This window comes from Micromonospora parathelypteridis (genome assembly GCF_014201145.1).
Taxonomy (GTDB): domain Bacteria; phylum Actinomycetota; class Actinomycetes; order Mycobacteriales; family Micromonosporaceae; genus Micromonospora; species Micromonospora parathelypteridis.
Map to the genome: position 1 here is coordinate 3,162,485 of NZ_JACHDP010000001.1, position 20,599 is coordinate 3,183,083.

General features: G+C 69.4%; 16 protein-coding genes. 8 read left to right on the forward strand and 8 right to left on the reverse strand.

The genetic code is table 11. The features are described 5' to 3' along the window. Positions 1-9 precede the first annotated feature (9 nt). The 3 genes from rpsR to rpsF form a co-directional block, all read right to left on the reverse strand. Positions 10-291, reverse strand: coding sequence for a 30S ribosomal protein S18 (gene rpsR / locus HNR20_RS14140; protein ID WP_051723758.1), 282 nt, complete (start codon positions 289-291; stop codon positions 10-12). After that, entirely contained in the window at positions 291-827 is a 537-nt protein-coding gene (locus tag HNR20_RS14145) for a single-stranded DNA-binding protein (protein ID WP_184179965.1), read from the reverse strand. The genes rpsR and HNR20_RS14145 overlap by 1 nt, the downstream gene beginning before the upstream one ends. Before the next feature lie 91 nt (positions 828-918). Next, positions 919-1,209: a 30S ribosomal protein S6 gene (gene rpsF, locus HNR20_RS14150; RefSeq protein ID WP_007073791.1), complete on the reverse strand. Its 291-nt coding sequence runs from the start codon at positions 1,207-1,209 to the stop codon at positions 919-921. Positions 1,210-1,848: 639 nt separating this feature from the next. Here rpsF and HNR20_RS14155 point away from each other — a divergent pair. Both HNR20_RS14155 and HNR20_RS14160 read left to right on the forward strand, forming a co-directional pair. Further along, positions 1,849-2,640 carry a deoxyribonuclease IV gene (locus HNR20_RS14155; RefSeq protein ID WP_184179968.1) on the forward strand — a complete coding sequence of 264 codons (792 nt, stop codon included), beginning with the start codon at positions 1,849-1,851 and terminating at the stop codon, positions 2,638-2,640. Further along, on the forward strand, positions 2,637-5,012 hold the full coding sequence (locus tag HNR20_RS14160; protein ID WP_184179971.1) for a putative glycosyltransferase family protein: 2,376 nt from the start codon (positions 2,637-2,639) through the stop codon (positions 5,010-5,012). The genes HNR20_RS14155 and HNR20_RS14160 overlap by 4 nt, the downstream gene beginning before the upstream one ends. Positions 5,013-5,139: 127 nt before the next feature. Here HNR20_RS14160 and HNR20_RS14165 read toward each other — a convergent pair whose 3' ends face one another. The 3 genes from HNR20_RS14165 to HNR20_RS14175 form a co-directional block, all read right to left on the reverse strand. Beyond that, positions 5,140-6,645, reverse strand: a complete 1,506-nt coding sequence (locus HNR20_RS14165; protein WP_184179973.1) for a glycosyltransferase family 87 protein — start codon at positions 6,643-6,645, stop codon at positions 5,140-5,142. 126 nt (positions 6,646-6,771) lie between these two features. Further along, the gene (locus HNR20_RS14170; protein WP_184179976.1) at positions 6,772-9,645 is read right to left on the reverse strand and encodes a transglycosylase domain-containing protein; all 2,874 of its coding nucleotides are present in this window, start codon (positions 9,643-9,645) and stop codon (positions 6,772-6,774) included. A gap of 197 nt (positions 9,646-9,842) precedes the next feature. Continuing rightward, the gene (locus HNR20_RS14175; protein ID WP_184179979.1) at positions 9,843-10,292 is read right to left on the reverse strand and encodes a DUF5318 domain-containing protein; all 450 of its coding nucleotides are present in this window, start codon (positions 10,290-10,292) and stop codon (positions 9,843-9,845) included. A gap of 175 nt (positions 10,293-10,467) precedes the next feature. Between HNR20_RS14175 and HNR20_RS14180 the strand changes: the two genes are divergently transcribed. Together HNR20_RS14180 and HNR20_RS14185 are read left to right on the forward strand one after the other, a co-directional pair. Then, a complete protein-coding gene (locus tag HNR20_RS14180; RefSeq protein WP_184179982.1) occupies positions 10,468-11,106 on the forward strand; it encodes a PadR family transcriptional regulator in 639 nt (212 codons plus the stop codon). Positions 11,107-11,129: 23 nt separating this feature from the next. After that, complete coding sequence (locus HNR20_RS14185; RefSeq protein ID WP_184179985.1) at positions 11,130-12,209, forward strand: inositol-3-phosphate synthase; 1,080 nt, start codon at positions 11,130-11,132, stop codon at positions 12,207-12,209. 260 nt (positions 12,210-12,469) lie between these two features. On the opposite strand, the gene HNR20_RS14190 is transcribed toward HNR20_RS14185, so the two are convergent. Beyond that, complete coding sequence (locus HNR20_RS14190) at positions 12,470-12,949, reverse strand: methylated-DNA--[protein]-cysteine S-methyltransferase (RefSeq protein WP_184179988.1); 480 nt, start codon at positions 12,947-12,949, stop codon at positions 12,470-12,472. A gap of 87 nt (positions 12,950-13,036) precedes the next feature. Between HNR20_RS14190 and HNR20_RS14195 the strand changes: the two genes are divergently transcribed. Together HNR20_RS14195 and HNR20_RS14200 are read left to right on the forward strand one after the other, a co-directional pair. Next, the gene (locus HNR20_RS14195) at positions 13,037-13,549 is read left to right on the forward strand and encodes an NfeD C-terminal domain-containing protein (RefSeq protein ID WP_229687028.1); all 513 of its coding nucleotides are present in this window, start codon (positions 13,037-13,039) and stop codon (positions 13,547-13,549) included. Between the two features lie 26 nt (positions 13,550-13,575). After that, entirely contained in the window at positions 13,576-15,111 is a 1,536-nt protein-coding gene (locus HNR20_RS14200) for a flotillin family protein (protein ID WP_184179994.1), read from the forward strand. 103 nt (positions 15,112-15,214) lie between these two features. On the opposite strand, the gene HNR20_RS14205 is transcribed toward HNR20_RS14200, so the two are convergent. Then, a complete protein-coding gene (locus HNR20_RS14205) occupies positions 15,215-16,675 on the reverse strand; it encodes a CCA tRNA nucleotidyltransferase (protein WP_184179997.1) in 1,461 nt (486 codons plus the stop codon). Positions 16,676-16,802: 127 nt separating this feature from the next. On the opposite strand from HNR20_RS14205, the gene murJ reads away from it, so the two are divergent. Beyond that, positions 16,803-18,542: a murein biosynthesis integral membrane protein MurJ gene (gene murJ / locus HNR20_RS14210; RefSeq protein ID WP_184188454.1), complete on the forward strand. Its 1,740-nt coding sequence runs from the start codon at positions 16,803-16,805 to the stop codon at positions 18,540-18,542. 446 nt (positions 18,543-18,988) lie between these two features. Next, positions 18,989-20,596, forward strand: coding sequence for a protein kinase family protein (locus HNR20_RS14215; RefSeq protein ID WP_184180000.1), 1,608 nt, complete (start codon positions 18,989-18,991; stop codon positions 20,594-20,596). Positions 20,597-20,599 lie beyond the last annotated feature (3 nt).

Genomic DNA, 20,599 nt, shown 5'->3' on the forward strand with positions numbered 1-20,599 from the left:
TGCCTCCTCTCAGCGGGTGGTGGCCGTGTACGGCAGGAGCGCCATCTCACGGGCGTTCTTGACCGCACGGGCGATCTGCCGCTGCTGCTGCGAGGTCACGCCGGTCACCCGCCGAGCGCGGATCTTGCCGCGATCGGAGATGAACTTGCGCAGCAGCGCGGTGTCCTTGTAATCGATGTAGGCGATCCCGTCCTTGTCGAGCGGGTTCACCTTCTTCTTGGGCTTGCGCAGTGCCGCAGCCTTGGCCGTTGCACGTGCACCTGGTTTGCGATCGCGGGCGCTCGGCGCCATTAGAACGGTGGCTCCTCGTCAAAATTGGCGCCCGAACCGGCACGCGCGGGAGAGGGAGCAGCCGAAGCCCAGGGGTCGTCGAAGTTGCCTCCGCCGCCACCCTGGCTGCCACCGCCACCGCCGCCACCGAAGCCGCCGCCAGCGCCGCCGGAGCGGGACATCTTCTGCACCTTCGCCGTGGCGTAGCGCAGCGACGGGCCGATCTCGTCGACCTCAAGCTCGATGACTGTGCGCTTCTCACCCTCGCGGGTCTCGTAAGACCGCTGACGCAGCCGGCCCGACACGATCACCCGAGCGCCACGCTGCAGCGACTCGGCGACGTGCTCGGCGGCCTGCCGCCAGACGGTGCATGCGAGGAACAGCGGCTCGCCGTCCTTCCATTCGTTCGACGCCTTGTCCATGAATCGGGGCGTCGAAGCGACACGGAACTTGGCGACCGCAGCCCCGGAGGGGGTGAACCGCAACTCGGGGTCATCGGTCAGATTGCCGATGACCGTGATGGTGGTGTCTCCTGCCATGACCATCTCCTCGCGCACTCAGCGTCTCGTAGTACAGGCTCGCAGAGCCGTACGACAGAGTCGCGGAGGCTGATCCGGGCGAACCGGGTTGATTGCCGGACTGAAATGCTTAGCGCATCTCCGGCCGGATGACCTTGGTGCGCAGCACGGACTCGTTGAGCCGGAGCTGACGGTCCAGCTCGGCCACGGCAGCAGGCGTAGCCTGCAGGTCGACGACGGCGTAGATGCCCTCGGCCTTTTTGTTGATCTCGTACGCGAGGCGCCGGCGGCCCCACACATCGGTCTTCTCAACCGAGCCACCCGCAGTCCGAATCACGTTCAGGTACGTGTCGAGCGACGGGGCGACGGTGCGTTCCTCGAGGCTGGGATCAAGGATCACCATGATCTCGTAATGACGCAAGACGTGCTCACCTCCTGTGGGCTATGCGGCCACGGTCCTTCCGTGGCAGGAGGTCGTGCGTCGCTGCCCGCACGTGCCGAGGGAACCCGGCCGGACGCGGACAACCTGACCAGGATACCCGGTCCGAACGATCATGCCCGGGGCGGTCGGGTCGGCCCCCGGACATGCTGACGGGGGTCCACCGTCCGACCGTGTACCGGTCGGTGGTGGACCCCCGTCTACAAGGCCGCGGGGCGTCCCGTCCGCATTCCTTGGGTGGGACCTGGGGAGGAACGACCACACCGATGAGGTTGGACCGAAGACGCCCCGCGGAGCTTTATCGTGTTGTTATCTGACGATACAACGGCTCTCGTACCTTGTCGGGGGAAAAAGCACAAATTTCCGAGATTCTTCATCGGTTGGGGCCCGGTGTGCGAAGGGGCCGCCCCCGCCGCGCCGGGCCGCGTGGCGGGGGTGACCTCGCTGTCGGCCGTCGACCACCGGTCGCCGTACGCGGCGCTCACGCCGCCGGCTCTACCGGGAGCTGGTCGCCGGTTCAAACCCATCAACGATCGTCGGTCCGTCCGGTGACGTGAACCGCGCGCGACACCTCCCCGGCCGTCGCTCCGCCAGTCAGGGTCGCGACGTAGGCTCGCTCGCATGCGTATCGGAGCCCACGTCGATTCGACCGACCCGCTGGCGGAGGCGGCCGACCGGTCCGCCGACACCGTTCAGTTCTTCCTCTCCGACCCACAGGGGTGGAAGGCGCCCAAGCCTCGGGAAGACGCCGAGCGGCTGCGCGCGGCCGAGGTCGACCTCTACGTGCACGCGCCGTACGTCATCAACGTGGCGACCCTCAACAACCGCATCCGGATCCCCAGCCGAAAGCTGCTGCTCGGGCACGCCAACGCGGCCGCCGCCATCGGCGCCAAGGGCGTGATCGTGCACGGTGGGCACGTCAACGCCGGGGACGACCTGGCCGTGGGCTTCGACAACTGGCGCAAGACCTTCGCGTACGCGGCCGACTCCGGCGGCTTCGGCGTGCCGGTCCTGATCGAGAACACCGCGGGCGGCGACAATGCGTGCGCCCGCCGACTGGACGCACTCGCGCGACTCTGGGACGCCATCGGCGACTACGAGGTCGGCTTCTGCCTGGACACCTGCCACGCGTTCGCGGGCGGCGAGGAGCTGCTCGGCCTCGTCGACCGGGTCAAGGCGATCACCGGACGGATCGATCTGGTGCACGCCAACAACTCCAAGGGCGCGTTCAACTCCGGCCAGGACCGGCACGACAACCTGGACGGCGGGACGATCGACCCGGAGCTGTTGGTGGCGGTGATTCGGGCAGCCGGAGCGCCGGTGGTCGTCGAGACACCGGGAGGCGTGGCCGGACAGGCCGCCGACATCGACTTCCTCCGTCAGCAGCTCGGGACGGAGAGCCGGGCAGCATGACGACCGGACAACCCGGGACCGGTAAGGCCCGGCCCGCCCCCGCCCGCCCGGCCCGCACCTCCGGCAAGGCATCCGCGGTGCCGACCCCAGAGGGCGCCGCGCGCAGCCCGCAGGTGACCGACGGTACGACGGCCGAAGCCACCACGAACGGCAGGCCCAACGGTGCCGGCGCCGCAACCGGCGACAACGAGCCCCGCCCCGCGAAGAGCGATACGGCCAGGGACGGCGACGCGGCAAAGGACGGTGCGGGGGCCAAGGCCAGCGACGCCGCCCTCGGCCGACGTGACCGCGGCCGTGGCCGAGCATGGCGCTGGTGGGCCAAGAACACCACGACCACGGATGGCGCAAAGGACGACGCGGCCACGGACGGCACGAAGGACGACGCCACCAAGAACGGTGGAGCGGCCAACGCCAGCGAAGCAGACAAGAACGGCGGGACAGCCAAGGCCGGCACCAAGGGGGACGCCGACAAGGCCAGTGACCCGGCCAAGGACGGCACGAAGGACGATGCGACCAAGAACGGCGCCGCCACCAAGGGTGAGAAGGCAGGCGACGCCGACGGCCGGGTGAAGACCGACGCCGAGTCGAAGCCGGTCGGCGCGGATCGGTGGGAGGCGTTCGCTTCCGCACCGGAGCCGAAGCCGTCCATCTTCAGCCGGGCGGGCCGGGCCGTCGGCCGGTTCCTGATCCACGAGTGGACCCTGGCCAGCCTCGGTGCGCTGGTACTGGCCGTACTGATGACCTGGCCGACGCTGCGCTACCCGCGTTACACACTCCCGCAGGACTACTGGGACCCGAGCCTGCAGGCCTGGCAGATGGCCTGGTCCGGGCACATCCTGCTGGCCGACCCGGCGCACCTGTGGCAGTCCAACACGTTCTTCCCCGAGCTGTGGAGCTTCGCGTTCTCCGACACCCTGCTCGGGTACGCCCCGGCCGGGATGCTCGGCAGTGGCCCCGAAGACGCGGTGTTGCGCTACAACATCATGTTCGTGCTGGCGCATGCGCTCGCCACACTCGGGGCGTACGCGCTGGCTCGGCAACTCGGGGCTGGCCGAATCGGCGCCGCCGTGGCTGGCGTCAGCTACACCTACGCGCCGTGGTTGCTGGCGCAGGCCGGGCACCTGCACGTGCTCTCCAACGGCGGGATTCCGCTGGCGCTGGCGATGTTGGCGCGCGGGCACGGCTGGTCACTGCGGCACGGTTACCGACCGGAGCGCCGGCACGACGGTTGGATCTACGCCGGTTGGCTGGTGGCGGCCTGGCAGCTCAGCCTCGGCTTCGGCATCGGGCTGCCGTTCGCGTACCTCTTGGGCGGCGCGGTCGTGGTCGCGATCGTCCTCTTCTACGCGCGGCGGCTGCGCACCCGCCAGGCTGTGCCGTTCGGTCGCCGCTTGCTCGTCGCCGACCTGCTCGGTGGGTTGTTCTTCGCCGGTGTGGGTCTGCTGATGGCGTTCCCGTTCTTCAAGGTGACCGAGCTGCACCCGTACGCCGAGCGCACCATCCGCGACATCAGCATCTTCTCGCCGCCGGCGTCGGGTTTCGTGACGGCGCCCGCCGAGTCGCGAGTCTGGGGTGGACTGCACGAGGGTGCCCGCGAGGCGCTGCCGTGGCATCCGGAGATGACCCTGTTGCCGGGCTTCGTGCTCTACGCGCTCGCCCTGGGTGGGCTGTTCTTCTCGGTCTGGCGGCTGCGGCACCGACTGCTGCTGCTTGTCGGGGTGCTGGTGACGATGGCCTTCGCGATGGGCACGCGCTTCTTCGACGGCACCTTCACCTACGTGCCGCTGTTCGAGCACGTGCCGGGCTGGAGTGCGCTGCGTACCCCTGGTCGGTTGATGCTCTGGACCACGTTGTTGCTCGGCCTGCTCGCGGCGGGCGCGGTCACCGCGCTCACCGACCGGGTCCGCGAGTTGACCGCGCAGCGGATCCCGTCGTGGCCGGGGCCGTGGCTGCGGACGGCCACCCTGCTGCCGCTGCTGCTGGTCACCCTCGAGGGCCTGAACACCACCCCGCACCCGGTGGTGCCGACCCAACCGGCCGCGATGCGCTCGGCGGAGGGGCCTCTGCTCGTGCTGCCCAGTAACCAGAGCCTGGACCAGCACGTGATGCTCTGGTCGACCAGCGGCTTCCCCGATGTGGTCAACGGCGGTAGCGGCTTCACTCCGCGCCAACTCGACGACGTCCGTCGGGTGAGCCAGTCGTTCCCCAACCAGACAAGCGTCGACTACCTGCGCACGCTCGGCGTCCGCACGGTGGTGTTGCTGCGCGGGCAGGTTGCGGGCACCCCGTGGGAGATCAGCATCGACACGCCTGTCGATTCGCTCGGCATCACCCGTGAGGACGTCGGCTCCGCCGTGGTTTACCGGCTTTGAGCGTGGTTGCCGTTTAGGGCGGGTTTGCGGGGGAGCCCACCCGGCCCCGGGCGGTCAGGCTTGATCCCTGCGCCGGTGGGCTCCCCCGCAAACCCTGACATCAGCAAGCCGCGCGAATCCTTGCGGATCAGGTGGTGGCGGGTTCGGGTTGGGGTTCGGGCTTGGCTTCTCGCCTGCGCCAGCGGTCCAGCCAGGGGGCATCGGGGGCGCCGTCGAGCACGCCGCCGTCCGGGTCGTCCGGATAGGTGGCCCGCACCGCGTCCCGCTCGGGATGCAGGATCTCCCGGATGACCAGCACGCAGAGCACCACCACAGTGGTCAGCCGCAGCGCCGAGGCCAGCACGAACACCCCCTCCGGGAAGACCGGACGGCTGGTCGCCGCGCCGAGCAGCTCACCGTAGAAGGCGACGAAGTAGCAGACCTCGGCGATCTGCCAGGCCAGGAAGGCACCCCACTTCGGTCGGGCCAGCACCACCAGCGGCAGCAGCCACAGCACGAACTGCTGCGACCAGACCTTGCTGAAGATGAGGAACGCCGCGACCACCAGGAAGGCGAGCTGGCCCAGCCGCGGTCGGCGCGGCGCCCGCAACGCCAGCACGGCCACACCGAGACAAGCCAACCCGAACAGCACGTACGAGAGGGTGTTGAGGGTGGGGATGTTGGCGTTCAGCCACTCGAACGGGCCGAGTCGGGCGGGGTCGTTGCCGACCTTGCCGTCGAGGTAGCGCCCGATGTACCAGAGCGTGCCCCAGTCGATCGGCCGGGTGGTGTTCAGCTCGAAGAACCGGTCCCAGTTGTCCGGGTACGCCCGTGCGGCGGGCAGATTCACCAGCACCACGGCGGCGATCGCCGTACCCGTGGCGACGAGCGCGGCGCGAAGCCGGTCGGCGCGCAGCGCCAGCACGAGGATCGGCCCGAGCAGGAACAGCGGCCACAGCTTCGCCGCCCCGGCCAGCCCGAGCAGTACGCCGGCTGTCGCCGGTCGTTTTCGAGCCCAGGCCAGCAGGCCGAAGGCGGCCAGCCCGATGGCGAGCAGGTCCCAGTTGACGGTGGCGGTGAGCACCAGCGCCGGGGCGAGCGCGAACATCGCGGCGTCCCAGGGTCGTCGGCGGCGCAGCGCCAGGATCACCGCCACAGTGGCCACCGCGAGCGCGCCCAGCACCAGCGCGTTGAGGTTGTAGAACCACTGGCCCTGGTTGATGCTCGGGTCGCCGTCACCGACAGCGTGCACCGGCAGGCCCAGCGCGCCCATGAAGTAGCCGGTCAGCACCGGGTACTCGACCGGGTGGTCGCGGTACGGCACCTTGCCCTCGTTGAGCCCTTCCGCGTAGTAGAGGGCGAGGACGTCGGTGTAGCAGAACCGGGTGTACTGGACGTTGTTCTGCCAGGCGCCGTCCTGGCAGGGCGACTTCTGCACCCAGTGCAGCGCGAGAGTGAGGCAGGCCAGGGCCAGCACGATTCGAACGGCAGTCCAGAAGCGCCGTTCCTGGCCGGCCGGCCGGTCCAGCGCGGTCGCGTGGTCGCCCAGCGGGCCGCCGATCGCGCCAGAGATGCCGCGGACGAACCCATCGGAGCGGGACGGGTGGTCGGTGGTTCCGGCGTCGTCGATGCCGGGCGTCGACTGGGTGCTCATGAAGAGGCATCCTGCCGTACGACAGGGGTGTCCGTCCCGTCCCGGCGCGGAGATCCCGGTAGCAAAACGCCGCCGCCGGCCGGAACAGGTCGTCCGGCCGGCGGCGGCGTCATGCAGTGGTGCGGGTCAGTCCCGGTTGGGTGGCAGGCCGGGCAGCACTCCACCGCCGCCACCACCGCCGCCGCCGCCGGGATTACCGCCGGGGTTACCGCCGGGATTGCCGCCTGGGTTGCCCCCAGGATTACCGCCCGGGTTGCCACCGGGGTTGCCCTGGCAGAACGGCTGGGTCAACGGGTCGCAGGGCGGCTGGCCGCCCGGGAAGAGCGGCGGCGGCGGCGCCGCCGGCTCCACGCCGTTGCCCATCGTGACGTCACCCTCGCCGGTGACGCTGGGCAAGGAGATCTCCTCCTGGCCCTTCAGAGCGGCGTTCATGTACTTCTCCCAGATCGGGCCCGGGAGAGTAGAACCACCGATGTCCTTGCCGCTGCTGAGCCGGATCTCCGGCTTCTTCGGGTCCCGGCTGCCCACCCACACCGCGGTCGCGTTCTGCGGGGTGTAGCCGACCGTCCAGGCGTGCGAGTTGTCGTCCTTGTCGTACTCCCAGGTGCCGGTCTTGGCGGCGGCCTGACGGCCGTCTTCCAGGGAGATGTTGTTGGGACGGGGGATCTGCTTCAGGACGCCGGTGACCTCGTCAGTGATCTTCTTGGGGATCCGCTGCTCGGGCTTGATGCGCTCGCTGCCGACCACCTTCCACTTACCGGTGTCCTTGTCCTGCTGCTCCACCTTGACCACGAAGTGGGCCTTGATGTACTTGCCATCGTTGGCGAACGTGGCCATGGCGTTGGCGTGGTCGAACACGGTGATCGGGTACTTACCGAAACCGGTGTACTGGTCGAAGGGGTTCGGCCCCTTCTTCGCCAGGTCGAAGGCTTGCGGCGGGTCGACGCCCCACATGGTGGTCACGCCGGCCTTCCTGGCCATGTCGACGACCTTGTCGGCACCGATCTTGTCGGCGACCCAGTAGAAGGGCACGTTGTACGACTGGACCGTCGACTCTTCGAGGGTGCACCACTTGCCGCACTTGAGGTTGGTACGGCCGGCGTTGCCGATCGTGTCCCTGGATTCCTTGGGCTTGTACGGCGTGGGATCCCAGTGCGACTTGACCGAGATGCCAGCCTCGAGCGCGGCGGCCAAGGTGTACACCTTCATCGACGAGCCCGGCTGGTGACCACCGGTCAGGTCGCCGTTCTTGTCGGTGTTCTTGCCGGCGTAGTCGAAGTCGGCACCGCTGTCACCGCCGTAGTAGGCGAGCACGCGACCCTTCGACGGGTCGATCGACACGACCGCCGCCATCAGGTTCTTCGGCTGGTCGTTGAGCTCCGAACCCTTCTTCGACTGCATCGCCGTGTTCTCGGCTGCGGTCTGCAACTTCGGGTCGATCGTGGTGGTGATCCGGTAGCCGCCGTCCCGCAGCGCGTCCACGCAGCTCGTCTTGCCCTCCTCTCCGGTGTCGGAGCAGAGGTTCATCTCGTCCATCTCTTGGCGGACGTAGTTGATGACGTTGCCGCGCGGGCTGTCGACACCGAACCCGTTCCCGCCCTTCTTCGGCGGCAGCACCTTCGGGTACTCGGTCGGCGACGCGGGCCGCCCGGCGGCGTCGACCCAGCCTTCCTTCTTCATGCCGCTGATCACGTAGTCCCACCGCGCCTTGGCGTCGGGCATGTTGACGGCGGGGTCGAACCCCTTGTGGGTCTCGCTCGCCACCGGCTGCTTGATGACCGCCGCGAGCACCGCGCCCTCGCCCACGGTCAGGTCCTTCGCCGCCTTGTTGAAGTAGGTCTGGGCCGCAGCTTCGATGCCGTAGGCACCGCGTCCGAAGTAGATCACGTTGAGGTAGTGCTGCATGATCTCCGGCTTGCTGTACGCGTCGTTCAGCTTGGAGGCGAGGATGGCCTCCTTCACCTTCCGGCCGTACGTGTCGTCCTGGAGATTCTCGAACGCGTTGCGGGCGTACTGCTGGGTGATGGTCGAGGCACCCTGCTTGTCACCACCGGAGATGTTGTTCCATCCGGCCCGGACGATGCCCTTGTAGTCGACGCCCGAGTGCCGGTAGAAGTTCCGGTCCTCGGCTGCCGCCACCGCGTCCTGCACGTGCTGCGGGATGTCCTTGATCGTGATGAAGGTACGGTTCTCGCTGCCCAGCTTGGCCAACTGGGTCTTGCCGTCCTTCGCGTACACCGTGGTGGACAGCGGCAGCGGCATCTCGTTGGGCATGACCACGTTGGTCGAGTAGTAGGTGAACCCGACCACGCCGATGCCGGCGAGCATGATGAAGGTCGCGAACGCGGCGATCAGCAGGTTCATCCGCTTGCGCTTCTTCGCCCGACCTGCGGGACCCGAACCACCCGGACCACGACCGCCTCGACCGGGCCCGTTTGGCCCACCCGGACCGTTGGGCCCACCCGGGCCACCGGAGACCGGTGAGACGCTCGCCCGAGCGACCGCGGCACGGCCACCCACCGACGCGGAGCCGACACTGGCCCGGCCCGCCGAAGCGCTGCCGACCGAGGCGGCACCCACGGCTGCGGCACCGACCACGGCTCGACCTGCCGGTGCACCCGGCGCCGGGGACACGGGCACCGAGGCCCGACCCGCGCCGGCGCGACCGGCGGCCACACCTGGTGCCGGCGACACCGGCACCGACGCCCGCCCTGCTCGGCCCGGGGCTGCCGGACCCACCGAGGCGGATCCAGCCGCTGCGGCGCCGCGCGGCGGCACCGAGGCTGAACCGCCCACCGAGGCCCGCCCACCAGTTGCCCGTGGCGTCACCGAGGCGCGACCCGGGGTCGCCGCGCCGCCTTCCGAAGCCGACCAGCCGCTCCCGCGGGAGTCACCGCTGGGTCGGCGGTACGCGTCGTCCGCCCCCGACCCGGGGTCGCCGTCCGCGCCCGGGTACTGGGCCCGTCCGCGCGCAGAACTGGGATCGCCGTACGAGTTCATTCCTCACACCCTGCCGGTCGCGGTGGGGCGCAACTGCGCCGCCACCGGGTTGCCGTGAGTTGCTTCACCCGGGACACCGGCACGGGGGTGCCGCATCACCGAGGTCATTGCCGTATCAATGGGGCCAATCGGACCAACGAGTGGTCGGCCGTCCCGGGTTTTGTCGATGGCCCCGGGGCCGGTCCAACCAACTGTGATCACCGTTGCGCCTCTCGCCTCCGCCGACCCGCACCTTCGCCGGACGCCACGTCCTGCTCGCCGGTGCCGTCGCTGTCGCCGGTCAGACCGTCCCGGCCGAGCAGGTACTGCTCGACGAGATGGTTCCAGTCACAGCCGAGGCACACCTCCACCACGAAGACCTGGAACTCACGCAGCGTCATCGCCAGCACGGGCAGCTCGGTCAGTGTCCGGGCCTGCCCGGCTGACTGCTTGAGCTCGTCACCGTAAATGTAATGGACGAGCGTCAGGTTCTCGCTGCGGCAGATCGGGCAGCGCCGGTCGGTTGGTTCGCCGTGGAACCGAGCGGCGTTTTTCAGGTACGGCGACGCGTCGCAGACGTCGTACGTGCCGACCCGGCCGGCCAGCAGCTCACGCAGCACTGCTCGCTTCTGAAGCGAGTAGTCGACGACCTGGCGCTGCGTACGCATGCGGAGAAGGGTACGCGGTCCGGCCCGAGCAGGCGACCACGCTCACGATCCGTGACGAGAGCATCTCGGAACGGGGGTTTGCCCTGGCCCGCGCGACCCGCTAACGTGCGATGTATCGGTCCGATACATCGCGGCGGTTACCACTTCAAACGGGAGGGTAAAGAGAGGGTGGCCAGTGCTTGAGTTCGCCATCCTCGGCCTCCTGCAGGAGTCTCCGATGCACGGCTATGAGCTGCGCAAGGAGCTGACCGCCAAACTCGGCGCGATCCGGGCGGCAATCAGCTACGGCTCGCTCTACCCGACCCTACGCAGGCTGCAGGCGGCGGGATGGATCACCGAAGCTGCTGAGACACCCGTCACCGCCGAGGAGGTTCCCGCGCTGACCAGCCGACGAGGTCGGGTGGTCTACAAAATCACCGCGGATGGCAAGGAACGCTTCGGCCAGTTGATCGCACAGGCCGGGCCCGAGACGTATGACGACACGGGCTTCGGGGTGCACTTCGCGTTCTTCGCCCGGACCGACCAGGCGACCCGACTGCGCATTTTGGAGGGTCGCCGCCGCAAGATCGAGGAGCGTCGCGAAGGGCTTCGTGACGTGCTGGGCCGAGCGGCCGAGCGCCTCGACGCTTACACCCTGGAACTGCAGCGCCACGGCCTTGACGCCTGTGAGCGCGAGGTCCGCTGGCTGGAGGAGCTCATCGCCAACGAGCGCTCCGGCCGAGCCCCGACGGTCCCGAACATCGGGACAGCCGGCGGCCGACGAGAAGACAACAGCCCGCCTCCGCCTGGAGAGACCAGGAATGAGCGGCCGTGACAGAAAAGAAGGAGGCAGACGCTATGGGCTCCGTCCGCGTCGCCATCGTCGGTGTGGGTAACTGCGCCTCGTCCCTGGTTCAGGGCGTCGAGTACTACCGGAACGCCGACCCGAACGACCGCGTCCCGGGTCTCATGCACGTCACCTTCGGCGAGTACCACGTCTCTGACGTGCAGTTCGTCGCGGCGTTCGACGTGGACGCCAAGAAGGTGGGCATGGACCTCGCGGAGGCGATCGTCGCCAGCGAGAACAACACCATCAAGCTCTGCGACGTACCGCCGACCGGCGTGTCCGTGCAGCGCGGCCCGACCTTCGATGGTCTGGGTGAGTACTACCGCGAGATCGTCGAGGAGTCCGACGCCACGCCGGTCGACGTGGCGCAGGCACTGCGTGACGCGCAGGTCGACGTGGTCGTCTCCTACCTGCCGGTGGGTTCCGAGCAGGCCGACAAGTTCTACGCTCAGGCTGCGATCGACGCCGGCTGCGCGTTCGTCAACGCCCTGCCGGTCTTCATCGCCTCCGACCCCGAGTGGGCCAAGAAGTTCGAGGACGCGGGCCTGCCGATCGTCGGTGACGACATCAAGAGCCAGGTCGGTGCCACCATCGTGCACCGCGCGCTCGCGAAGCTCTTCGAGGACCGCGGTGTCGAGCTGCTGCGCACGTACCAGCTCAACTTCGGCGGCAACATGGACTTCATGAACATGCTGGAGCGCAAGCGGCTGGTCTCGAAGAAGATCTCGAAGACCCAGTCGGTCACCTCGCAGATCCCGCACGAGATGAGCAAGAGCGACGTGCACATCGGCCCGTCGGACCACGTGCCGTGGCTGGACGACCGCAAGTGGGCGTACATCCGCCTGGAGGGCCGTTCGTTCGGTGACACCCCCCTCAACGCCGAGCTCAAGCTCGAGGTGTGGGACTCGCCGAACTCGGCCGGCGTCATCATCGACGCGGTCCGGGCCGCGAAGATCGCGCTGGACCGGAAGATCGCCGGACCGATCCTGTCGGCCTCGTCGTACTTCATGAAGTCCCCGCCGGTGCAGTACGCCGACCACGACGCCCACCAGGCTGTCGAGGAGTTCATCGCCGGCGAGGTCGAGCGCTGACCCGCTGAGCACCAAGCACGGCCGAGGGCCGGGTCCGAATGGACCCGGCCCTCGCCGCGTTCAGCTCCGAGATCTCCAGGTACGGCCCGGGCCCCGTCACCGGAGGCGGTGGCGGTGGCGGTGGCGTGATCGACTCCGTATCGCCGATGTGGCGGCATCAGAGCGACCTGAAACCGCCACATCGGCGAGGTGGAGTCGATCACGCGCGGGGCTGGGCTGGGCAGGGCTGGAGCAGGCATGTCGCAAGGCAGGGCTCGGGCTCAGGACCAGGCGTGTCGCAGGGCGACCCCGGCCTCCAACTCCAGCAGCTTGACCTTGCGGGGCAGGCCTCCACCGAACCCGACCAGCTTGCCGCCGACCCCGACGATCCGGTGACACGGCACGATGACCGGCACCGGGTTGCGGTTGCACGCCACGCCGACCGCCCGGGCCGCCCCGGGATCGCCGACCAGGCGCGCCACCTCGCCGTACGTCAACGTCTCCCCGTACGGAATGAGGGTCATCTCCCGCCACACGGCGCGCTCGAAGTCGGAGCCGCGCGGCATCGACACCGGGACGGTGAACGCGGTCAACTCACCGGCGAAGTAGGCCCGCAGCTCGGCGACGGCCTGCCGGGACAGCACCCCGTTCGGCTCGTCGGTCGCCGTGTCCACCCGCCCGAAGTGCGTGCCGCACACGCTCGCGCCGTCGGTGGCCACGGAGAATTCGCCGATCGGTGAGTCGAGCACAGACCAGTGCATCCACCCATTGTCCCAGTCGCGCTGACGTTCCCTCTGGCCCGCCTACTGGGCCGTTGAACCTTGCGAGATGTCGATACCGTCCAGGTCGTGGCAACGGGGACGCTCATCTTTCTGATCATCGGCGGAGCGGGCATCGGAGTGCTCGCGCTCGCTCTGCTCGGCACCGAGCTGTTCCAGTTCGGGCACGCCGACGTGGACGGTCCGATCTCGGTCGAGACGGTCGCCGGTTTCGCCGGAGCGTTCGGGTTCGGCGGGGCCATCGTCAACGAGCTGCTCGGTGCGCGTACACCGGGGATGGTCGTCGGCGCGGCGGTCGGCGGCGTGCTCGCGGCCGTGCCGGCCGGCTGGTTGGCGTCCCGGCTGAGCCGGGCGGCACGGAACATGCGCACCGACCCCACCCCCACCCGCCACGACCTGGTCGGTGCGATCGGCCTGGTCGTCACCCCGGTGCCGGTCGACGGCTACGGCGAGGTCCGGGTACGCCTCGCCGGCCAACCGGTCAAACTCAGCGCTCGCGCCGATCAGCCAATACCGATCGGCACCCAGGTCTTCGTCGTGCAGGCGCTCAGCGAAACCAGCGTGCACGTCGAGGCCTACTGACCTCCTCCTCGCAGACGGGACTCCTTATGGCCCTGTTAATCGCCATCGGCGGCGCGGTCCTCCTCGCGCTCATCCTGGTGCTCTTCGTGCTCTCCCGGATCAAGGTCGCCGGGCCGAACGAGGCGTTCATCGTCACCGGCCGCAAGGGCCGCACCACCCAGACCGCCGACGGCGGCCGCTCCACCGACAACTCCGGGCAGAAGGTCGTGCTGGGCGCCTCGGTCTTCGTACTGCCGGTGGTGCAGAAGCTCCAGTCGCTCGACCTGTCCAGTCGGCGAATCGACGTCGGCATCCGGGGCGCGGTGAGCAAGCAGGGCATCCGCGCGGACCTGCACGGTGTGGCGATCGTCAAGGTCGGCGGCACCGAGGACGCGATCCGGGCCGCCGCCCAGCGGTTCCTGCACCAGCAGGACGAGATCGACAACTTCACCCGGGAGGTGTTGGCCGGCGCGCTGCGCTCGATCGTCGGTCGGCTCACCGTGGAGGAGGTCATCCGGGACCGGGCGGCGTTCGCCAGCGCCGTCGCGGAGGAGGCCGAGCACTCGATGACCAACCAGGGCCTGGTGCTGGACACCTTCCAGCTGCAGGACATCCTCGCCGAGGGGTCCTACCTTCAGGACCTGGGCCGGCCCGAGGCCGCCCGGGTGCTCAAGGACGCGGCGATCGCCGAGGCTCGGGCTCGGCAGCAGGCCGAGCAGGAGCGGCTGCTCGCCGAGGAGGCCATCGCCGAGGCGAATCGGAACCTGGCCCTCAAGCAGGCCGGCATCCAGGCCGAGATCGACGCGGCGAAGGCGAAGTCCGCCGCCGCCGGGCCCCTCGCCCAGGCGGAGCGGGACCAGGCGATCCTCTCCGAGCAGCAGAAGGTCGCCGAGCGCAACGCCGAACTCAAGCAGCGCCAACTGGACACCGAGGTGCGCAAGCCGGCCGACGCGGCCCGGTACAAGGTGGAGCAGGAGGCCGAGGCGTCCCGCAACGCGGCGGTGCTGCACGCGGACGCACAGCGGCAGGCGGTCATCGCCGCCGCGCAGGCCTCCGCCGAGCAGGCCCGACTCACCGGTGAGGGCGAGCGGGCCCGGCGTGCCGCGCTCGCCGAGGCGAACGCAATCGAGGGCGCCAAGGAAGGTGAGGCCGAGCAGCGTCGGCGCTCCGCGATCGCCGAGGCGGTGGAGCGGGAAGGTCAGGCCGAGGCCGCGGCAATTCTCGCGAAGGGTGAGGCCGAGGCCGACGCGATGGCGCGCAAGGCCGAGGCGTTCGCCGCGTACGGGGAGGCGGCGGTGCTGGACCTGCTGGTCAAGGTGCTGCCGCAGGTGGTTCAGGCGGCCAGCGCGCCGATCGGGGCGATCGACAAGATGACCGTCATCTCCACCGACGGTGCCTCGTCGCTGACGAAGTCGGTGGCCGGGAACGTCGCCCAGGGGCTCCAACTCGGCAGCGACCTGACCGGCATCGATCTGGCCGGTCTGCTGGGCCGGCTCGGTTCGGCGTCCAGCGCGAGCGGCAACAGCACCTCGGGTGGCAAGGGCACCACCGCCGTGGACGGAACGGCCGTCGAGACCCGCTGACCCGCCGTACGCCGACGGGCGCTGCTCCCCACCTCGGGGGCGGCGCCCGTCGCGCCTTGCAGAGGTGTCGCCGGACGACGGCACGGGCCTGTCGGCCCGGCAGCTACTCGATCAGGCCCTCGGCACGGGCCCAGCGCAGCAGCTCCGCCTCGGCGGCGTCCCGGTCCAACGGGCCGTGTTCGAGGCGCTGCTCCTTGAGGTGCTTCCAGGCCCGCCCGACCACCGGCCCCGGCGGTACGCCCAGCAACTCCATGATCGCGTTGCCGTCCAGGTCGGGCCGGACGCGGGCCAGGTCCTCCTCGGCCGCGATCCGGGCGATCCGATCCTCCAGCGCGTCGTAGTCTGCGGCGAGCTGGGCGGCCTTGCGCCGGTTACGGGTCGTGCAGTCCGAGCGGGTCAGCTTGTGCAGTCGAGGCAGCAGGTCGCCGGCATCGGCGACATAGCGGCGCACCGCCGAGTCGGTCCACTCGCCCCGCCCGTACCCGTAGAAGCGCAGATGCAGCGCGACCAGCGCGGTCACCTTGGCGGTGACCTCCTTCGGGTAGCGCATCGCCTTCATCCGAGCCTTGGTGAGCCGGGCGCCGACCACCTCGTGGTGGTGGAAGCTGACCCGACCGTCGGACCCGACCGCCTTCGTCGCCGGCTTGCCCGCGTCGTGCAGGAGGGCGGCCATCCGCAGGATGAAGTCGCAGCCCTCCTCCTCGTAGGAGACCGCGTTCTCGACGACCGTCAGCGTGTGCTCGTAGACGTCCTTGTGCTGGGCGTGCTCGTCGATCTCCAGCTTCAGGCCGGTCAGCTCGGGCAGGAACCGCTCGGCCAGCCCGGTGTCGACCAGCAGCCGCAGCCCGGTGATCGGGTCGGCGCCGCACAGCAGCTTGGTGAACTCGTCGCGGATCCGCTCGGCGGTGATCCGGTCCAGGTCGGCGGCCATCTCGGTCATCGCCGTGTGCACGTCCGGGTGCACGGCAAAGCGCAACTGCGCGGCGAACCGGGCGGCCCGCAGCATCCGCAACGGGTCGTCACCGAACGACTCACCAGGGGTGCTCGGTGTACGGATCACCTTGGCCGAGAGGTCGTCCAGCCCGCCGTGCGGGTCGGTGAACCGGTGCTCCGGCAGGCTGACCGCCATCGCATTGATCGTGAAGTCACGCCTCTTGAGGTCTTCGTCGAGGCTGGTGCCGTACACCACCACGGGGTTGCGACTGACCTGGTCGTACGACTCCGCGCGGAAGGTGGTGATCTCCAACTGGAGGCCGTCGCGCTGAGCGCCGATGGTGCCGAACTCCCGACCGGTCTCCCAGATCGACTCGGCCCAGCCCTTGAGGATCCGCAGGGTCTCGTCCGGGTGCGCGTCGGTGCAGAAATCCAGGTCGTCACCGAGTCGGCCGAGCAGGGCATCCCGCACCGAACCGCCCACCAGGTGCAACTCGTGGCCGGCACGGACGAACCGGTGGCCCAACTCGTCGGCGACCGGGGAGACCCGGAGCAGTTCGGCAACGGCGTTGCGCTGCGCGGCGGTGAGTTCGCGGCGGTCGGCGGCGTGGGGAGCGGAGGCTTCGGACATGGGATCGCCAGCCTATCGGGCCGAGGTGTGATCCGATCCGCCGGGCGCGGGTAACGGGTGGCGGTTGACTAAGGTCTGTGGCGTGCGGGTCGGTGCCCGGCTCGACATACCCCCTGGGAGGCTGGAGATGAGCGGCGGGCTCTACCGCAGCGCCAACGCCACGCCGGACGGCAACGTGCCGCCGGCTGACGGGGCGATCTTCATCTCCGCGGAGCCGCTGAATCAGCCTGCGGTGGAGGGCACGGCACCCCCGCCGGAGGTCGTTGGCGAGACCAGCGCCGCCGCGAACAGCGCGATCATGGCGGTCGGCAGTCTGGTGAGCCGGGGCACCGGCTTCATCCGGAACCTGATGATCGGTGCCGCCCTCGGCAACCTGATCGGCAACGCGTACACGACCGCCATATTCCTCCCCAACCAGGTGTACGAGTTCCTGCTCGGCGGGGTGCTCACCAGCGTGCTGATCCCGGTGCTGGTGCGCCGACGCAAGAGCGACGCCGACCGGGGCGAGGCGTACGCCCAACGGCTGCTCACCCTCGCGGTGCTGGCGCTGGCCGCCGCGGCCCTGATCGCCGTGGCGTCGGCGTCCTCACTGACCGCCATCTACGCCAGCGGCAAGGACGAGGCCTACACCGGACTGATCACCCACCTGTCGTGGCTGATCCTGCCGATGCTCTTCTTCACCGGCGTCAGCGCGTTGATCGCCGCAGTACTGAACACCCGGGGCCACTTCGCCGCGCCGATGTGGGCGCCAATCCTCAACAACCTGGTGGTGATCGGCGTCTTCGGTCTCTACATCCTGGTCTACGGGGCGAAGGGGCTGCAGCCGTCGGAGATGGGCGCCGGCCGGATCCTGCTGGTCGGTGGCGGCACCCTGCTCGGCGTGGCGGTGCAGACCGCCGGGCTGCTGCCGGCGTTGCGCAAGGTCGGCTTCCGGTGGCGGTGGCGGTTCGACTTCCGCGAGCTGGGGCTGCGCGAGCTGGCCAAGCTCGGCGCCTGGATGTTCTGCTACGTGGCCGTCAACCAGCTCGGTCTCTTCGTGGTGGTCAACCTCCTCACCCGGGCTGCGGGTGAGGATCAGGCCGGCATCCTCATCTACAACAACGTCTTCCTGCTGCTGATGATGGCGCACGGCATCATCGCCGTCTCGATCATCACCGCGCTGATGCCCCGGATGGCCGCCGCCGCGGCGGACGGGCGCTTCCACGACGTCACCGCCGACCTCTCCCGGGGTGTCCGGATGGTGACAGCCGTGCTCGCGCCGATCGCGGTCTGCTACGCGGTGCTGTCCACCCCGATCTCGGTCGTGGTCTTCAGGTACGGCGCGTTCAGCGCCGAGAACGCGACGGCCACGTCCACCGTTCTGCTGGCCGCCGCGATTGCCCTGGTGCCGTTCGCGATCAGTCAGCTCTTCACCTTTGCCTTCTACGCGCTGCCGGACACCCGCACCCCCGCTCTGATCAACATCCCGGTGGTGGCGCTGCGGGTCGGCGTACAGATCGTGCTCTTCGCCGCGTTCGCCGCGCACTTCGCGGCGGCCGGAATGATGATCGGCAACGCGGTCTCCTACCTGGCGGCGGCGGTCGGCTCGGCCTGGCTGCTCCGGCCTCGGGTCGGCCGGATCGGCCTGGGCGCCATCATGCGCACCCTCGGCCGGGTCGTGGTCGCCGCACTCGGCGCGGCGCTGATCGGATGGCTGGTGATCGCCCTACTGCCCGGCGGCGACAAGCCGAGCTGGATCGAGGCGGCAATCCAGCTCGTCGTTGGTGGCGCGGTGATCGGCGGGACCTACCTGGGTCTGGCCATGCTGCTGCGGATCGGAGAGATCACCGAGGTGGTCGGCATGGTCCGCCGCCGCCTCGGTCGCTGACCGGCAACATTCGGTGACAAAAAAGTTGACAGTTACACGGACCGTGACCGCGGATCACCAGGCTGGGGACACACCTGTGGATAACTCCGCGATTCGCCGGTCAACCACCGCATCGTCCTGTGGATAACCAACCGTACGGCTGAGCGTGGCAAGCCGATCGGCGGGAACATGCCTGTTGGTGGGAGCTTCCCAACAGCCCGGCCCCGGCGTCGGTCACTTGCGGTGAAGCCGTAGATTAGCTAGTACATGTGCCAGCAACGTGGCTGACAACGGTCGTAACCGGACGAGTTCTTCGACTGCCGGAAGCCCGCCGGTTACGGCGGGAAGATGACATGTCGGGGAGACGGGCAACCCGGGTAAGGTCGCTCTCGACGGGTACGGCAGGGGCCGACGCTGCGCGTCGACACCGGTCGGCCGGTTCCTTCAACGGCAGAGCGGGAAGCCACATGCCCAGCAGTTCGGGTCCATCGATCGACACGATCACCGAGGGAGGACGGGTGACCCAGGTCGGCGAGGGTCAGGAGGCAGACGAAAGCGCTCCTCCGGTCATGACCTTCGGTGCTCCCACGGCCGGTGAAGTCCTCGCCGAGCGTTACGAACTGGTTGAGCACATCAACAACGACAGCGCGGGTCGGCTGGTCTGGCGCGGGGTCGATGTCATCCTGCGCCGTCCCGTCGCGGTGGTGCTGCGCTACCCGGGTGGCGACTCCGCCACCGAAATGCTTCAGGCCGCCGTCGCGGCGAGCCGGGTCATCCACCCCAACCTTGTCGGCGTCTACGACGCGATCGACGAGGCCGACCGGGCGTACGTGGTGCGCGAGTGGGTCGACGGGCAGTCCCTGCGCGACCTGGCGACCGATGGTCCGCTGGACCCGGCCCGCGCCACCGCGATCGGCAACGCCGTCGCGAGCGCACTCGCCGCGGTGCACGCCACCGGCATGGTGCACGGCAACGTCCACCCCGGCACCGTCATGATCAGCGACGAGGGCCGTGTGGTCCTGGCCGACGCGCGCACCGATGGCGCCGACAGCCAGGAGAACGACATCCGGGCAGTCGGCGGCGTCCTCTACTTCGCCCTGACCGGCTACTGGCCGCACGCCGAGGCACCGCTGCACGGTGCCACCGCCGGCCATGGCCGTGCCGCCATCCCGGACGCCGTTCGCGACGCCGGAGGTGCCCTCGCGGCGCCTCGTCAGATCCGGGCGGGTGTGCCCGCGTACCTCGACGACCTGACCATGGATCTGCTCGACGCCGAGATCGCGCCGCCGTCCTCCGATGTGCTCGCCGCCGAGTTGGCCCGACTGGACGTGCCGGCCGAGGAGGAGCACTACCTCGAAAACAGCGGCCCGCTCCGGTTCGCCGCCGACACCGAGGAAGAGCCGTCGCCGTTGGCCGCGGCCGGTGGTCGCAAGGTCGCCGTGGGCATCGCCGGCCTGCTGGCGGTCGCCCTGGTCGGTCTGCTGATCGGGATCAGCACGCTGGGCGACAAGGACCCGCAGGCGAGCCAGAGCCCCGCTCCGTCTTCGAGCGCCCCGGCCGGCGATGCCACCCCGGCCGCCGCCACCGTCCGCAAGCTGCCCGTGCAGGGCGTCCGGATCATCGACCCGGACAGCCAGAAGCGCGATGAGCTGGGCGGCGCCGACAAGGTGATCGACGGCGACCCGGACAAGGGCTGGGGCACCGACACGTACACGGCCGCCAAGTTCGGCAACCAGAAGTCCGGCATGGGGATCTGGCTGGATCTCGGCGCGCCACACACCGTCAAGTCGGTGCAGGCCGTGCTGTCGGCTCGCGGTGCCTCCGCCCAGCTTCTCACCGGCACGGTCAACCCGCCGTCGACCTCCAACGGCGACAAGCAACTGATGGCCAACTACAAGACCGAGAAGACCGCCATCGGGCAGCCATTCGTGGACCACGACGGCACGACCATGGCATTCGACGGCTTCGACGCCGACGCGAAATACCAGTACCTGCTGTTCTGGATCACCGAGTTGCCGGCCAGCGAGCGGGGCTTCCAGGTCGACGTCCAGGAGATCACGGTCCAGGGGTCGTGAGCC

Bases quoted from the DNA above. Each gene is read 5' to 3' on its own strand.
- rpsR (WP_051723758.1), bottom strand. From the start codon at position 291: ATGGCGCCGAGCGCCCGCGATCGCAAACCAGGTGCACGTGCAACGGCC.
- HNR20_RS14155 (WP_184179968.1), top strand. From the start codon at position 1,849: ATGCGTATCGGAGCCCACGTCGATTCGACCGACCCGCTGGCGGAGGCG.
- HNR20_RS14160 (WP_184179971.1), top strand. From the start codon at position 2,637: ATGACGACCGGACAACCCGGGACCGGTAAGGCCCGGCCCGCCCCCGCC.
- HNR20_RS14165 (WP_184179973.1), bottom strand. From the start codon at position 6,645: ATGAGCACCCAGTCGACGCCCGGCATCGACGACGCCGGAACCACCGAC.
- HNR20_RS14170 (WP_184179976.1), bottom strand. From the start codon at position 9,645: ATGAACTCGTACGGCGATCCCAGTTCTGCGCGCGGACGGGCCCAGTAC.
- HNR20_RS14175 (WP_184179979.1), bottom strand. From the start codon at position 10,292: ATGCGTACGCAGCGCCAGGTCGTCGACTACTCGCTTCAGAAGCGAGCA.
- HNR20_RS14185 (WP_184179985.1), top strand. From the start codon at position 11,130: ATGGGCTCCGTCCGCGTCGCCATCGTCGGTGTGGGTAACTGCGCCTCG.
- HNR20_RS14190 (WP_184179988.1), bottom strand. From the start codon at position 12,949: ATGCACTGGTCTGTGCTCGACTCACCGATCGGCGAATTCTCCGTGGCC.
- HNR20_RS14200 (WP_184179994.1), top strand. From the start codon at position 13,576: ATGGCCCTGTTAATCGCCATCGGCGGCGCGGTCCTCCTCGCGCTCATC.
- HNR20_RS14205 (WP_184179997.1), bottom strand. From the start codon at position 16,675: ATGTCCGAAGCCTCCGCTCCCCACGCCGCCGACCGCCGCGAACTCACC.
- murJ (WP_184188454.1), top strand. From the start codon at position 16,803: ATGAGCGGCGGGCTCTACCGCAGCGCCAACGCCACGCCGGACGGCAAC.
- HNR20_RS14215 (WP_184180000.1), top strand. From the start codon at position 18,989: ATGCCCAGCAGTTCGGGTCCATCGATCGACACGATCACCGAGGGAGGA.